Annotated in this window: 7 protein-coding genes; 6 read left to right on the top strand and 1 reads right to left on the bottom strand. The window is 65.3% G+C overall.

From position 1 onward, the window contains the following. The first annotated feature begins 13 nt into the window (after positions 1 to 13). The 6 genes from pdxR (at position 14) to Rhe02_RS03635 (ending at position 15,069) form a co-directional block, all read left to right on the top strand. Positions 14 to 1,441: a MocR-like pyridoxine biosynthesis transcription factor PdxR gene (pdxR, locus tag Rhe02_RS03660; RefSeq protein WP_203906605.1), complete on the top strand. Its 1,428-nt coding sequence runs from the start codon at positions 14 to 16 to the stop codon at positions 1,439 to 1,441. Between the two features lie 93 nt (positions 1,442 to 1,534). After that, positions 1,535 to 1,939, top strand: a complete 405-nt coding sequence (locus Rhe02_RS03655) for a hypothetical protein (protein ID WP_203906604.1) — start codon at positions 1,535 to 1,537, stop codon at positions 1,937 to 1,939. Positions 1,940 to 1,974: 35 nt separating this feature from the next. Then, complete coding sequence (locus tag Rhe02_RS03650) at positions 1,975 to 3,138, top strand: endo-1,4-beta-xylanase (protein WP_203906603.1); 1,164 nt, start codon at positions 1,975 to 1,977, stop codon at positions 3,136 to 3,138. 399 nt (positions 3,139 to 3,537) lie between these two features. Further along, positions 3,538 to 6,957, top strand: a complete 3,420-nt coding sequence (locus tag Rhe02_RS03645; RefSeq protein ID WP_203906602.1) for a M4 family metallopeptidase — start codon at positions 3,538 to 3,540, stop codon at positions 6,955 to 6,957. 408 nt (positions 6,958 to 7,365) lie between these two features. After that, positions 7,366 to 8,850 carry a hypothetical protein gene (locus Rhe02_RS03640; RefSeq protein ID WP_203906601.1) on the top strand — a complete coding sequence of 495 codons (1,485 nt, stop codon included), beginning with the start codon at positions 7,366 to 7,368 and terminating at the stop codon, positions 8,848 to 8,850. Between the two features lie 861 nt (positions 8,851 to 9,711). After that, positions 9,712 to 15,069, top strand: coding sequence for an RHS repeat domain-containing protein (locus Rhe02_RS03635; protein WP_203906600.1), 5,358 nt, complete (start codon positions 9,712 to 9,714; stop codon positions 15,067 to 15,069). 57 nt (positions 15,070 to 15,126) lie between these two features. Here the strand turns inward: Rhe02_RS03635 and Rhe02_RS03630 are convergent, their stop codons facing one another. Further along, entirely contained in the window at positions 15,127 to 15,975 is an 849-nt protein-coding gene (locus Rhe02_RS03630) for a glycosyltransferase family 2 protein (protein WP_239123304.1), read from the bottom strand. Between the last annotated feature and the right edge of the window lie 339 nt (positions 15,976 to 16,314).

Below are 16,314 nucleotides of genomic sequence, written 5' to 3'. Positions count from 1 at the left end.
AGGCTCGGTAGGCATGACGGTCGACTGGGGACGTGACGGTCCGGACCTGCTGCTAACGCTCGACCACGACGCGCCATTGGGCGCGCAGCTGCAGGACCAGATGCGCGCCGCGATCCGTGAGGGAAGGCTGGCCGCGGGCGAGCGGCTGCCCTCGACACGACGGCTGGCCGAGCGGCTGCGTGTCTCCCGCGGGACCGTGGTCGAGGTCTATGAGCAGTTGCTGGCCGAGGGATACGTCGAGTCCGCGATCGGCTCCGGCACGCGCGTGGCCGCGGTCGCCCTGTTGTCCTCCGGCGACACGAAAGTCCAAAGTGGACCGAATACGACCCAAGTCAAGCCGGACATCGACTTCGAGTACGGAATACCCGACCTGTCCTCGGTGCCGCTAGCGGATTGGGCACGGGCGGTTTCGGAGGCGACGCGCAAGCTGCCCACCGCCGAGCTGGGCGACGAAGCGCCTGCCGGGTCGAAGCACCTGCGAGAGGTCGTCAGCGCCTACCACCGCCGCGTGCGGGCCGGCTGCGCGGTGGCGCAAGACGCCATCGTCGTCGGTGGCTTCCGGCAGGGGCTCGCCTTCGCCTTGTCCACACTGGCGAAACACGGAATCCGACGGCTGGCACTGGAGGATCCCGGGCCGCGTGACCACGACGTCATCGCCCGCCGCGCGGGCCTGGAGCCGGTACCCGTCCCGGTCGACGGCGATGGCCTGGACGTCCGGCGACTGCGCGAAAGCGGGGCGCGGGCAGTGCTGCTGACCCCGGCCCACCAGTGCCCCACGGGTGTCGTGCTGGGTCCCCTGCGCCGGCGCGAGCTGGTGGCCTGGGCTTCCGACGTCGACGGCGTGATGCTCGAGGACGACTACGATGCCGAGTTCCGGTACGACCGCCAGCCCGTGGGGTCCTTGCAGGGCCTCGACCCCGATCGTGTGATCGCTCTTGGCTCGGTCAGCAAGACGCTGGCACCGACGATCCGGCTCGGCTGGGTCTTCGCGCCCCGGCGTTTCCTGGACGGGATCATCGAGGAGAAACGGCTCAGCAGCCGGGGCGCACCTGGCTTGGACCAGGAGGCGCTGGCGCTTCTCATGGAATCGGGCCGGTACGACCGGCACCTGCGGCGCGTGCGGGAAATCTACCGCGCCCGCCGCGGCGTCCTGGTGGCTGCGGTCCAGGCCGAGTTCGGTGCTCAGGCACGGCTCCAAGGCCTCTCGGCCGGCTGTCACGCGCTGCTTCGGCTGCCTGAAAGCGTGTCCGAGCAGGGTGTCGTGGAGGCGGCGCGGTCGAGGTTGGTCGGCGTCCGCGGTCTGGGCGACTACCGCTTCGCGCCCGGGAGCACACACGTCCAACCACACCCCTGGTCACCGGCCCTCGTACTCGGATTCGGCAACGTCACCGAGAACCAGATCCGCCGCGGGATCCGGATCCTCGCCGAAGCCGTGCGCTGAAGCCAATGTCCTATGTGGACTGGCGGCAAGCAAACCCAAACTCAGCTTGGCGTGCTGCGTCTCTTTAGTGGCGTGAGCCTCGATACTTAACTGATGATCTCTGAGCAACTGCCCGATGGCTGCTGGTGCGAGTGGAGCGTCCTGGAATGGGCCGGCAGCACGCTCAAGCTTGCCGCCGGCTTCGACCTCGACCTGCACCATTCCCTCGAGTTGCATTTCACCGAGGTGACTTTTGTCAGCTGCCCGGCGCGGTTCGCCGAGCCCGTTTTCCGGGAGCCAAGCGAGTCGGAGCGGGCCCTTGCCCCGGGGTCGCCGCTGTTGACGGCGTTCGACCACACGACGGGCGCCGGGCTCATCGCCGCACGGAAGGTGCGGGTGGTCGAGGGGATCGTTTACCGCTATTGGCGAGACGATCTGCATGATGGCGAGCGGATGGCCGCTTTCGTCAAACCGCCCTACCTGCGCCGCAGGATGGGTATCTGGGGCGGGCATCGCTGAGCCTTGGGCCATTGCCTCGGGTAGATTGCTCCAGCATGCCGCCGGATGTCGAACCGATCTCGAGGACGATCGCCCGCGGCCCGCGCAAGCGGACGATATTCATTATCTGGGCCGCATTCGTAACCGCGCTTATTTGCCTCGTGGTCATGGCTTTCCGGGCCGGCCCCGCGAACGATGCGGTCCGGCGCAAACAGCAGCACGCGTCGCAGGGGCCGCCCCAGCCCACACTCCGGTCGCTCTTCCCCAAGGACGTGCGCATCGGCTCGGCCGTCAGAGCGGAGGCTCTCGCCGCTGACAGCCGTTATGGGAGGCTCCTGTCCCAAGAGTTCAGTGCCCTGACCCCGGAAAATTCATTGAAATGGGCCAATATTGAACCGGTCCGGGGATTTTACGACTGGGCCAGCAGCGATCGTCTGATGGCGTTCGCCGCCAGCAGGAAACAGGCGGTATATGGGCACACCCTGGTTTGGCACACCGAGGTTCCGGCTTGGGTCACCGAGGACCTGTCGCCGCAGGAGGTAAGGGATCTGCTAAAAGACCATGTCACGAAGGTGGTTTCCCGGTATCGGGGCAAGATCTGGGCGTGGGACGTGGTCAACGAGGCGCTTGCCGAGGACGGGTCGCTGCGCGACACCATCTGGCTGCGCAAGCTCGGGCCGAATTATATTGCCGATGCCTTTTCCTGGGTACGCGCAGCCGACCCCAACGCCATCCTGTTCATCAACGAATACGGGGCCGAGTGGGGGAATCGCAAGTCCGCGGCCCTGCTTGAGCTGGTGCGGAAGCTGCGCTCGGAAGGGGTCCCGATCCAGGGTGTGGGGTTTCAGTCGCACCTGCCATATGACCGCAGCGCCGCCGGTATGGCAGAGAACCTGGCGCGCTTCACCAGCAGCGGTTTCGCGGTAGCCATCACCGAGCTGGACGTGCGCATCGACCTTCCCGCCACGCCCGAGAAGCTCCAGCGACAGGCCGCGCTCTACCTCGATGTGGTCAACGCCTGCCTGTCGGTATCGGGGTGCGTGTCCTTGACGACGTGGGGATTCACCGATGCCAAGAGCTGGATTCCCAGTTACCACAAGGGATTCGGTGCCGCATGCCTGTTCGACGAGGCATACCAGCCCAAGCCCGCCTACCAGGCGCTGATGGCGGCCCTGCTGTCGAGGGCCGCAGCCCGGCCGTCCGCGACGCCCACACCATAGCCCGTCCTTCCACGGTCCACAATCGACAAAGTTAATGCTGTGCGCTGACCGTCGCTTGTGGACAGCATGCAGCTGCGATGCGTGATCGGCTGAATAAGGCGTTGGCAAGGTATAGCCGTCTATCTGTCCGACCGCGTAGGCTCCACCAATTGGTCTTCATCAAATCGTGGAGTTTCGTTGAACCAACGTCAGTGGCCAGTCGGGAAAAGACTGGCCTTTGTTGTCGCGTCCATCGTCGGTGCGGGTAGCCTCGTTTTCGCCGCTCCGGCCACCGCAGCGCAGCCAACTTCCGAAATCGCGATGGTGCGTGACGACAAAGGTCGCGTGCGTGCGGTGCATCCCGCCGCACAAAAGGTCATCAAGCCCAAGTTGATCAGTGGCAAGACACCGTCGACACCCGTGGAGGCAGCACGCTCACACGCCAACCAGCTCGCGAACATGTTCGGCGTTCGCGACGCGGCCAAAGAGCTGGGAGTCTCCGGCGAAACGCAGCTGAGCGACGCCAAGGTCGTTCACTTCGCCCAGAGCATCAACGGTGTCCCGGTCATCGGCGGCGAGCTCAACGTGCTGGTGGACGGGGCTGGAAATCTCCGCAGCATCAATGGCGAGACAAGCGCGGCAGCCCTGTCGGGTAAGGCGACCGTTACGGCCCGTGCCGCGGCCGACACGGCCATCAAGGCTACGGCCAAGGCCACCCGCTTACCGGAGCAGGCCCTCAAGGCCGGCAACCCGGTGCTGTCGGGATACGACCCCGAACTGATCGGCGGTCCCGGATCCGCGGCCACGGTGTGGAAAGTCGAAGTGACCGCCGGTAAGGGAATGGACGTGCGCCAGCTCGTCCTGGTCAACGCCGAGGATGGGCGGGTCGTGCTCAGTTTCTCGCAGGTGGCCCACGCCGACCGGAGAATCTGCGGCTTCGACAACGTTGCCAACCCCGACAACAGGTGCCCGGGTGGGGTCCCTGTCACCCGGTCGGAAGGACAGGAACCGACCGGAAACACGACCGTCGATGCGGCCTACGAGTTCTCCGGCGCGTACAACATAATGCTGGCGACACTGGGCCGCAACAGCATCGACAACAACGGCATGGCACTGGCTTCCGCAGTGGACTTCTGCCCGCAGGCGCCCTGTCCCTATGCGAACGCGTTCTGGGACGGCGCGCAGACCACCTACGGCCAGGGCTTCCTGACCGAGGACGTGCTGGCGCACGAATTCACCCACGGCGTCACCGAATTCACCTCGAAGCTGCTGTACTACTACCAGTCCGGCGCGATCAACGAGTCGATCTCGGACGTGATCGGTGAGGCGTTCGACCAGCTCTACACCGGTCCGTTCGCGGGCAACGACGATCCGTCGGTCAAATGGCTGATGGGCGAAGACGTCGCGGGCGGAGCGGCCCGGAATATGGCCAACCCACCGGCGTTCAACCAGCCCGACGCCACGTCGAGCCCGCTGTGGAAGGCCGACCCGTTTGACATGGGTGGTGTCCACATCAACAGCGGTGTGGGCAACAAGGCGGCTTATCTGATGACCGAGGGCGGCTCGTTCGGCGGGTTCGTCATCGTGCCGATCGGCGACATCCTCAAGGTAGCCCGCATCTGGCTGGCGGCCGAGGGTCTGCTGACGGCCGGTTCGGACTACACCGACCTGGCCTTCGCTCTGCACCAGGCGTGCATCAACTTGACGAAGACTCCGTCGTTCGGGATCACCGACAACAACTGCCTTTCGGTTCTCTACTCGACCGGCGCGGTCGGCATGTCCAACGTCCCCACGGCCGAAGGGACGATTCCTCAGGCGTCCCAATGCACCCCCGGGACGGCGAGCACCAACGTGCTGTTCGAGAACTTCAACTGGCCCGTCAGCGCGACGCTGCCCCCGGGCTGGTCGGAGACTGGTGAGGCGTCGATCGACGGCCAGGCACGCCCGAGCAACTCGGCGGGCAACGCGCTGTTCATACCGGATCCGTTCATCGATCCCCTCGCGATCGAGACAGTCGAACGTACGTCCTTCGTTCAGCTGCCGGTCTCGTCATCGTTGTTCGCCTACTTCAACCACCACTACTCCTTCGATTTCGTTCCGGCGGGCCTGCAGGGGCAGGGCTACTTTGACGGTGGCCGGGTGGAGGTCGATGTCGAAGGCGACGCCTTCAGCTGGATCCCGCTGAACACGGGCTGGAACGTGGGCCCGGACAAGGCGTTGTCCGGCAAGTCTGGTGTCTGGTTCAGCGGCGACAGCCGTGGCTGGACATCAAGCCGGGTGTCGCTGGCGGCCTACTCCGGAAAGCGGGTCAAGCTCCGCTTCGTCCTGGCAACCGATGGGTTTGCCTCCTTCACCGCGGCTTACGGCTGGTGGATCGATAATTTTAAGATCTACAGTTGCGCTGGCAAGAAGCCGCTCACCACCGACATCAACGGTGATGGCTACGGCGACGTAGTCATCGGTGAACCCGGACGGAGGGTGTCCGATCTGGCCAATGGCGGGGACGTGCGGATGGTGTGGGGCAACTCGCAGGGTCTGGACATCACCGGCAACGAGGTCTTCAGCCAGGACAACGCCTTGGTGGCCGGTGCCGCCAACACGAATGGGCGGTTCGGCACCGCGGTGGCGACCGCCGACTTCCACGGTGACGGCTTCGCCGACATCGCCGTTGGCGCACCCAACAGTCCCGAGGGCGAGGGCTCGGTCACCCTGCTGCGGGGGTACGTGTGGGGCGTGACGACGCAGAACTCCTTCTTCGCCGCACCCGCCAGCACCTCGGTCCCGGAGCCGTTCGCCAACAGCAACTTTGGCGCGTCCTTGGCCGTCGGCGACTTCAACGACGACGGGTTCGGCGACTTGGCTATCGGCGCCCCCGGCCACAACGCCGGGCGGGGTGGGGTAAAGGTTCTTTACGGATCGGCCAGCGGCTTGGTCAGGACGACCGGCGCCACCAACTGGTTCGTCCAGGGCGCCAATTCCGTACCCGGCACGGCCGAGGACTTAGACGGCTTTGGTTCCTCCCTCGCGTCCGGTGACTTCAACGGCGATGGCCGGACCGACCTGGCGATCGGTGCGGCCGGCGAGGATGTGGGCACCGCGGTCGACGCGGGTTCGGTGACGGTGCTGCTGGGCACGGCGAGCGGCCTGAGCGGTACCGGTGCTCAGGAGTTCACCGAGGGCGCGGCGGGCATGCCGGGCACGGCCGAGTCCGGTGACCAATTCGGATTCTCGCTGGCCGCCGGTGACGTCACCGGCGACCTTAAGGCAGACCTGGTCGTCGGTGCTCCCGGGGAAACGGTTGGCGGCAACGCCAACTCCGGGGCGATCTTCCTGCTGCGAGGCAGCGCCTCCGGTCCGACCACCGTCAACAGCCAGGCCATCGACGAGTCCAGCACCATAGTTCCCGGTGAAGCAAGCACCTCCAGGTTCGGGTACTCCGTCGCGGTCGGCGACCAGGACGGAGACGGCCGGGCCGAAGTGGTGGCCGGTGCTCCAAACAAGAATGTCGGTGGCCAGGACCAGGCCGGCGCGGTCACCATCCTTCCCGGCTCTGTCTCCGGCCTGGTCGGCGTTGGCACGACCTGGAGCCAGGGCACCAACGGGGTACCGGACACAGCCGAGGCCAACGACCACTTCGGCGCGGCAGTCCTGATGGCGAGGATTCGCTTCCAGTCCAGGTCCGACCTCGTGGCCGGAGCTCCTGACGAGACCGCCACCTTCGCCGAGCAGGGCCTGGTGCACTTCCTTACCAATACCAGCACCGGCAACCAGACGGTCAGCTCCAGCAATCTCATCGGCGGCGGCATGGCCATCGCGGACTTCGGGGCGGCACTGGGCTAGCCGCGTGGCACGAGAGTGGGTGTCGCTCGGCGGACCGAGCGACACCCACCACGCTATGCAAAACATATAGGAATAGACGCATGGTTCGACCAAGCCGCAATCGTTGGGCTGGCGCGACAATGGTCACCCGCGGTAATCATGATATTCACGCAGGGAAATTCTTTGTCGCCGAAAGTTCCAGTTAGGACACTTGTTGCATCGGAAGCCCTTGCTGGCAGGAGCATTTTGGCCAGCAAGAGTTGGTACTGAGTCAGATGAGCTGTATTCTCCTCGCGGACCGATGCTCGTAGGGAGGAAGCCTTGCGCCGAAATGACGAGCGTGCACTCTACGGGTTAGCGGACGACGACGACCGACCAGACCCGACCAACGCGCGAACAGCTGCCGAATTCGTTGCTCTACTTGGGGCTTTGGTCGAGCATTCAGGGCTGTCGCTGCTCGAGATCGAGGAGCTGGCCGGGATCAAGGGCTATGTGCTGCCCGAGCAAATCATCGCTACCGCGCTGAGCCATGATGCCCTGCCGCCCGAGGAGCTGGTCGTGGCGCTGGTGCGCGCCATCGGCATCAACGACCGCGAGGTGAAGTACTGGGTGGAAGTCCTGTGGCGCTTGGAGTCCAGGACCGCCCCCCTGCCTGATCCGGCCGATCAGGAGCATGAGCGCAAGGCGCCGCGCGATATCGAACAGATTTACGGGACGAAGGATGAGCCCCGGCCTGCGGAGCCATATGTGGTCCCGGCGCCCTATGACATCGTTCAAGTCGCTGACGTCGACGAAGTATATGAAGAACCTTACGAGGACGATTACGAGGGTCCAGCGGTCGGCAAGGTTTACGAAGCCGATTCGCATCCGGTTGGGCTTCCCTTTGCCTTCGAGGAATCCCAAGCGCAGGCGGAACCGGTCAGCCCGGCCGCTTCCCGGGGCTACCCAGAAGGGCCGCTGACGCACGCGATCCAGGAGCGAGCGACCCGGAGTTCGTGGACGGGCGCGGGCCGCCACGCCCTCGATGACGACAACGAGGACGACGAAGTCGCCCACCAGTACGACGGCCAACCGCACGCCGGCCACCCGTATAACGGCCATCCGCAAGCCGCCCACCCGTACGACGGCCATCCGCATGACGCGCAACTCGTGCAGCGCTACGACGCCCAGGACACCTTGGTGGTGCGGCCGGAGCGCCCGCGCATGCGTTATCTCGCGACCCGGTCGCTCAGCCGGGTCAAGCGGAAAGGCAAATGGCGGTTGCCGGTCGCGGTAGGACTGTCCGTCATGCTTGTTTTCTCGGTTGTCGCCTGGCTGGCGTTCGGCAGCAACGGTGGCGGGCAGGTGCCGGCTGTCGCCGGTGGGCCGCCAGGCACCACCCAGAACCAGACGACCACGGGGAGCCAGACCTCGGGAGCGACCGTCAGCCCGACCAGCGAAGGCGGCGTGCCGACCACGGCGGTGGAGGTGATCCCGGGGGCCGGGGTCAATCCGCCGGGCAATCCCAACAACCCCAACAATCCCAACAACCCGAACAACCCCAATCCGCAGCCGACCACGCAAGGGCCGCAGACCTCACCGACCCAGCCGCGCACCTACAACACCCAGCTGGCCGGCACGGGCAGCACCACCTGCTCCAACGAGAGTGGCCAGTGGCGCGTCCGGATAATGGTCAATGTCTCGGTGACCGACCCCCCGCCGGGCCTCGTCCCGCAGGGACAGGGCGGCCTTTCCGGCTCGATGCAAGGCTTCTCACTGTCGGGCGGCGGCGCCTCGTACAGCGGGTCGACCACTATCTCGGTCGGTCCCTCTTCCTCGCCGAACGTGGGCACCGTGCAATGGCTGGTAACCATGAGCGTGCCGGGTGGCCGGATCGCCCGCGACGAGAGCATGGAAGGCTATAGCTGCGTCTGATCCGCGCGGCGGCTTCGCTTGGCTGGGCCACGTCGGCGCCTGGCGCTGCTTGGCCGGCAACTGTTGCAGCGCTGCAACGAAGGCAGGCCGGGGTATTGTCCCGCCGCTACTCTGGCGTCGGGGCACCGCCCGGGCGTTAGCCTGCGCGCAGCAACCGCAGCGTCGGGACGTTCTGGCGCAAGGCCCTGCCCGCGGCGCAGCATTCCAGGCCACGAAATGACAAGGGCCGCTTCGGTTTCCTCCATAGCGGCGTCAGCGCTTCGCGCGCACATAGCCTACTCTCAGTCACCTGTTTGTCGCATGCTGTCGCCGATCAGCGTTGGGGCGCAAGCATTTCCCATAAAAAGTCACTGTTATCAAATTGTGATCCATCACCGTCTGTGATCGCCGAACGGGTTTGCGGCCGCGTCGAGCGCACGTTTGCGCCGCTGCAAGGTCCAATATCGACGGCCGTCGTCACTGTCGGGATTGGTCGGTCAACGTCCGGCGTTTCCGATTCGATGCTTCAACTGAGCGGCGCGGTGGGTTATGCCTTACCCTCATCACCGTCTTGGGGATTCCCATTCATCGATCCTGGGAGGATCTGTGGGAGCACGTGTTGGCGCCTTAACGCGAAGGCGTTCCTGGTTAAGTGCCGGTGTGGTTTCCGTGTTGGTAGCGGGGCTTACGGTGGGGCTTCCCCCATCCGCGGCCATGGCTGTCGACGGCCAACCCGCGGAACAACCTGTCTCTACCTCACCATTGCCTTATCAGGCCCCGGATACCGTCAACCTGCCGCAGTGGACGGCGCCCGCAGCGCCGACGTGGCCGGTTGCCGGATCGGCCGTAATCAACGTGACGAGCGGCGCTCCATCGTCGCTTATGGACGGTGGCATAGGCATCTCCAGCACGGTTTCGCCCGGTGGCCTGCCCATTACGGTGACCGTGCCCAGCTCCTCTTCCCTCACCGTGGAGGACATAGAGAAGCGGGCCATGAAGGGCGAGCCCTACGAGGTCGAGCCGGCTTTCGCGGCCACGCTGACCGTTTCCACCTACGCCCAGACGGCATCGCAGGCGCTTGGTATGCGCGGCGTAATGCTGTCGGTGCAGTCCAGCACCACGCTCCCGGCGTCGTCCTGGCTGCAGATAACCGTGGGCTACAGCGCGTTTGCCCGTGCCACTGGCTCTGACTTCGGCGACCGGCTGCGGCTGGTCGCGATGCCGGCGTGCTCGGTGACGACCCCGACCGACGTCAACTGCCGCAAGCAGGCGCCGCCGGCGTCCCTCGGCAACAGCACCGCTACCGACCAGGTGACCAGGAGCATCGACCTCGGCGCGCCCGTCTTCCCCAACTCCGCAGGGAATTCCACCGGGGTTGACGCGGGCGTTCAGGCGGGCGCGAAGATCGTGCTGGCCGTGGTGGCCGGCACGGGGTCGGGGACAGGTGACTGGTCGGCCACGCCGCTGGCGCAGAACAGTGACTGGGCTGCCACCCCGTTCGCGGACGAGAACGGCTGGTCGGCCGGATCGGTGGCTGGTGACTTCACCTACAAGGTGCCGGTCGAGACGCCGCCCGCGCCGGGTGGGCTGAAGCCGGAGGTCGCCCTGACCTACTCATCGGCCCGAGTGGATGGGTTGACCAGCTCGAAGAACACCCAGGCATCCTGGGTGGGAGAGGGCTGGGACTACCACCCCGGTTACGTGGAGCGGGCCTATCGGCTGTGCCGCAACGACGGTGTCGCTTACACCGGCGGCGACCTTTGCTACGTGGCTGTTTCGCCGCTGACGCTGACCCTCAACGGGAAGACGACTCGCATTGTCGCCGCGGATACCGGCTGGAAGGCCGAGGACGACTCCGCGGGCTGGAAGGTCGAGCGGCTGACCGGAGTCGACAACGGTGTCGCTTCGGGTGAGGCGTTCAAGGTGACCACCCGCGACGGTATTCAGTACTTCTTCGGGTCCCGGCGTGCCGGTGGTCCGAACAACGGCGGCGACTCGAGCGGCAAGTACGGCGGCCCGCTAGTCGTCCAGGTATACGGCAACAACGTCGGCGAGCCTTGCTACAACGCCGGTGGGTTCGCGCTCTCGAGCTGCGCGATGCCCTACCGGTGGAACCTGGACAAGGTCGTGGATCCGCACGACAACGTCATCGAGTACGAGTGGTACCGCGATCGCGCTAGCTACGGCGGAAACAACGGCGTCACCGTGTACCAGTACGACACTGGCAGCCGGCTGAACGCGGCGCTCTACGGCGCGAACACGACCGGCGGCAGCGTTCACACCGGCCGGGTCATGTTCGAGGCGCTGGCCCGCTGCTTCGGCAGCGACACGGTTTGCAACTCGTCTGTTCCCGCCAACTGGCCGAACTGGCCCGACACTCCGTGGGACCAGTACTGTGCTCCGACCGCGACCGCCTGCGCGCAGGTAACGCCGGTGTTCTTCACCCCCTACCGGCTCAACGCCATCGAAACCCAGCTGTGGCAGCCAGGAACGAGCAACTGGGGCCTGGTGAACCGGTGGGAGTTCGGGTACACGTTCCCGACCCACTCCGACGGCACGTCGCCGTCGTTGTGGCTGGATTCGGTGCTCCGCCCCGGATTCGCCAACCCGATGTACACCGGTGGCACCGATCTGACCAACCGGGTCGACTTCGGCACAGGCAAGCCGGAGATGAAGCACTACCGGCTCACGCAGGTCGACAACGGCACCGGCGCGATGATCCAGGCGAGCTACTCGACCCCGGACTGCACCGCCGCCGCACTGCCGACCGAGGTCGACTTCAACCCGAAGCGCTGCTACGCGCAGAACAACAACGGGTTGTCGTGGTGGCACAAGTATGTAGTCACCGATGTCGATGTCATCGACCACGTGGCGGGCGGCCAGTCGGAACGCTGGCACTACGACTACAGCGCGCTGGGGTCGTCGACCACCACGTTGTGGAAGCACGACGTGGCGTGGCACACCCCGACCTGGTTGCGGACGTGGTCACGCTGGGCCGGGTACCCGACAGTCGTCACCACCCACTCCAACTTCGACGGCACCGGACCCAAGGAAGTCACCGAAACCCTGTTCTACCGTGGGCTGCAAGGTGACTGGACCGCCGCCGGCGGCGCCGGAACGCGGCAGGTCAACGTCATTGACGATGTCGGCAGCACGCGGCAGGACAAGGATTCTCTGACCGGCCGTCCGGCCCGGACCAGGGTCTTCGACGGGCCCATCAACGTGGACCGGACGAACTGGGTGACGTCGAAGTGGCAAGTCTATGGCGTGACACTCACCGGCACGCTGACCATGGCGGCACCGAACCCGTCCATCTTCGCCGTCCGCGCCCGGGAGATCGAAACCCGGCGAATCAACAACTTGGCCGGCGGGTTGCAGACCCAAACCAGGGTTACCAGTACCTTCGACAGCACCTACGGTCTGCCGGTCAAGGTGACCGACGAGGGCAACACCGCCATCACCACCGATGACAGGTGCACCAACTACGAGTACGCCACGGCCAACACGACCAAGTGGCTGATCGGTCTGAAGAAGCAGGAGTTTGTCACCGACTGCAACGCCACGCCCACCGCGCAATCTGTGCTGAAGGCGTCGCGGACCCTTTACGACGGTCTGGTGTACGGCGCGGAGCCGCAGCGCGGTCTGGTGACAACCAAGCAGGTCGCGGACGCGGTTACGGCCTACCCATTGGTGGCCACGGACTTCCGCCAGTCGGAACGGTCGGTCTATGACACCCACGGGCGGATCAAGGATTACTTTGACGCCCTGGACCGGCAGGTCACCACGGTCTACACGCCGACCCTCGGTGGTCCGGTCACCAAGCTGACCGTCACCGGTCCGAATACCAACGGCCAGCGCTGGGACACAGCGATCAACCTCGATACCCGTAACGGCCGTCCGACCGCGGTGATTGACGTCAACGGCAAGGTGATTCTGGCCTCGTACAACGGTCAAGGCCGTTTGACGAAGATGTGGCAGAACAACCGGGCCAACGGCGGCACCACCGGTGTCACGCCCGACTTGGAGTACATCTACAACCTTGGGGCACCGGCGACGGTGACGACCAAGACCCTGATGCCCACGGGCGGGCAGTTGCAGTCGTTCCAGATCTTCGACGGCCTGTTGCGGCCGCGGCAGAAGCAGACGCTTTCCGCGACCACCGGCGGTTCCAAGATCGAGGACACCGTCTACAACGGCATCGGCCGGGTCGACAAGACCACCATGATGTACGGGGCCGAGAACCCGTCGGCGACACTGCGCGGAGTCGACGACCCTGACGCCAAGCAGCAGACCCGCTACGTCTACGACAACATGGGCCGGGTCGTCAACAAGCAGGAGTGGGCCGGCGACGGCACCACTGCCGCCCAGCTGTGGCAGACCGTCACCGGCTACGACGGTGAGAAGACTGTCACTGTCACCCCGCCGGCCGGCGGTACCGCCACCACCACCATCAAGGATGTGCGTGGTCTGGTGACCGAGCTGCGCCAGCACTCCGGTGGCACTCCGGCGGGTTCGGTCGTGGCGACCACGACCTACGGCTACGACCGGCTTGGTCAGCTGACCCAGGTCAAGGACACCGCGAACAACACGTGGGCCTACACCTACAACCTGGCGGGCCGTAAGACTCAGACCGTGGACCCGGATGCCGGTACCTCGACCGTCACCTACGACGCGGCCGGGCAGGCTCTGTCCACAGTCGACGGTCGGGGAAGGGCGCTGTTCTACACCTACGACGGTCTGGGCCGGACCACCCACCTCCGGGAGGACTCGGCCACCGGCAACCTGCGGGCGGCGTGGACCTATGACGGCGCGGCGCGTGGCAAGCTGATCTCGGCCACCCGGTACGAGGGTGGGCAGGCCTACGTCCAGACCATCACGGGCTACGACGACGGGTATAGGCCACTGTCGGCCACGTACACGGTGCCCGGGTTCGGGGTCGGTGGAACGACGCTGACCTATTCGACCAGCTACAACTATCTGATCAACGGTGACCTCAACACCCAGACCTTCCCGGGTGTCGGCGGCCTGCCGAGCGAGACGGTGACGAAGCAGTACAACGCGATCACCGGCTTGCAGAAGGGCCTCACCACCAACGCCAGTCAAGGAATCTACCTAGATAACACCATCTATTTCTTCGACGGTTTGGCCTACAACAAGTTCCTGGGCAATGCGAACATGCACGTCCGTGTCCAGGCCAACTACGGTGCGCCGGGCCGTCGCCTGTCGAGTATCTACCTCAACACCGAGACCCCTGGGGTCCCGGGCGATTACGGAAACTCGAAGGTGGCCAACGACCAGTACCTCTACGACTCGGTTGGCAAGATCACGTCGATCCGCAGCACCACCAACGCCGTGGCCGAGCAGCAGGAGTGCTTCAGCTACGGCAACCTGGAGAAGCTGACCGAGGCCTGGTCGCAGCTACCCAATGCGTGCACCACGCCTCAGCGCAGCGGGCCGGACCCGTACTGGCGGCAATGGACCCACGATGCGCTGGGTAACCGGCTCACCGAGACCAACAAGGACCCGGTCGCCGGAGACACCACCTGGACCGACACCGTCGGCACCGCCGGAGCTGTTGCCCCGCACCAGGTCAAGACAATCACGGGGAGCGGTCCCTCGGCCGGTCCAACCCGTACCTTCAGCTACGACGCGGCTGGGAACACCACCAGCCGGACCACCCCGAGCGGCGTCACCCAGACGCTCACCTGGGATGCCGAAGGCCGTCTCAGCACGGTGCTGGAAGCCGGTGTCACCACCACCTACATCTACGACACCTACGGCAACCGGCTCGTGGCCAGTAGCCCCAACAAGAAGACCCTGTACCTGTTCGATGGCACCGAGCTGACGAAGACCGGCACGGCCGACCCGTTGGGCACCCGGTACTACGCCGACATCGCGGTGCGGGACAGCGCCGGGCTGCGGTGGGTCTTCACCGACCACAACGGCACCGCCATCGCCCAGATCGATCCGAGCAACCTGAACATCATGCGGCAACGAGTGATGCCCTTCGGTCAGCCCCGTGGCCCGGCGGCCACCGGGTGGAAGGGAACCCAGGGTTATGTCGGCGCGACCACTGACGACAGCGGACTTGTTCACCTCGGTGAACGGGAGTACGACCCCACCACCGGCCGGTTCATCTCGGTGGATCCGTTGCGGGATCTGACCGACCCGGCGCAATGGAACGGGTACACACTGAACCCTTCCGATGCTGACGACATCCTGTCGCGAGCGGGGATCTGAGCGTTCGCTCAAGAAATAGTTGCGGGGCGGTCCTTCGGGACCGCCCCGCAACACTATTTAGGCCCCGGTGCGGGTCGACTCGTCGCGCCCCCAGTGATTGGCTTTGGCCCGCTTGGCTCTGTGCGCGGCAATGAGAGTCACAGTCAGGTAAGCCACGGCAGCGGGGAGTAGCCACGGCTTGGGTAGCAGCACTTCGGTAAGCCATGAGGACCGGGCGGGCGGGCGCGTGCTGGCGTCGATGGCGCGCAGGCGAGCGTTCCCGGCCCGTACACGTGTTTGAACCCGCAGCAGATCTCGGGTCCGTTTGGGTGTCTCCACATGCGACACCACGGTGTTCACCTCCCGCTTCTCCGCCGAGGTGAACCTTGAGTCGAGGAAAAGGTCGTCCGCCATCTGCTCGGGGAAGACGCCGAACCGCTCGCGGCCCGCTCGGGAAACGGCAATCACTCCGCGGCCGAAAAGCGCGTCCTTGAAGATCGGTAGCCGGGAATTGATGGCGTAGAAGCCGCGCACGACAACAGATCTACCCTTCGTGTTGAGTTCGCGGCGGGGAGTGACGGCCAGCGGCGCCGATGCGTCATCGACCGGTGTCAAGGCGCGAGCGAGGTCAAGGGCTGCTTTCGGGCTGAGGATGACGTCGGAATCCAGGTAGATGCGCGGGAATCCGGAGGCGACCGCGTCGCCCGCGTTGAGGGCGGCCGCTTTTCCGGCCTCCGGCAGCTCAATCACCTTTACCTGCGGCCGGGATGAGGCAATCGCGACGGTCTCGTCGGTGCATCCGTTGGCGACCACGATGATCTCCAGATCGTCCGGGCTCGCCCCGGCGAGCAGTGAGTCCAGGCAGCGACCGATGACGGCGGCCTCGTTGTATGCGGTAATGATCACACTGATGGGGGTCGAACTCACGGGGGTCACTCTTGCTGACAGGCCACCGGTTTGGCAAGATGTCGCGTCGGGACATGTGCAAGTCTTGCGTGGTAACAACTGCGCATCAAACCGCCCCGGGCGCTTTCGGCTCGGTTCGATTGTTGTACAGTCGCTGAGATTTCGATCAACGAAGATCGTCTGATGCAGATCGTCCGATGTAAGCGTCCAGCGCTGGTATTGTGTGCCAGCAATGCTTGGACAGGGGAGGCCAATGGGTGGCTGCGACGTACGGCCCGGCGCCCAAGCCGACCGCCGCTGATTGGCATCCTCACCTTGCTTTTCGTGGTGTGCCCGATTTTTTGGGTCTACTGGTTGGCT

The organism is Rhizocola hellebori (assembly GCF_016862955.1).
Taxonomy (GTDB): Bacteria; Actinomycetota; Actinomycetes; order Mycobacteriales; family Micromonosporaceae; genus Rhizocola; species Rhizocola hellebori.
The sequence above is the reverse complement of the archived record's forward strand: the minus strand, read 5'-3'. Positions and strand labels throughout refer to the sequence as shown.

Coding starts and splice junctions, on each gene's coding strand:
- pdxR (WP_203906605.1), top strand. CDS start 14: ATGACGGTCGACTGGGGACGTGACGGTCCGGACCTGCTGCTAACGCTC.
- Rhe02_RS03655 (WP_203906604.1), top strand. CDS start 1,535: ATGATCTCTGAGCAACTGCCCGATGGCTGCTGGTGCGAGTGGAGCGTC.
- Rhe02_RS03650 (WP_203906603.1), top strand. CDS start 1,975: ATGCCGCCGGATGTCGAACCGATCTCGAGGACGATCGCCCGCGGCCCG.
- Rhe02_RS03635 (WP_203906600.1), top strand. CDS start 9,712: ATGGACGGTGGCATAGGCATCTCCAGCACGGTTTCGCCCGGTGGCCTG.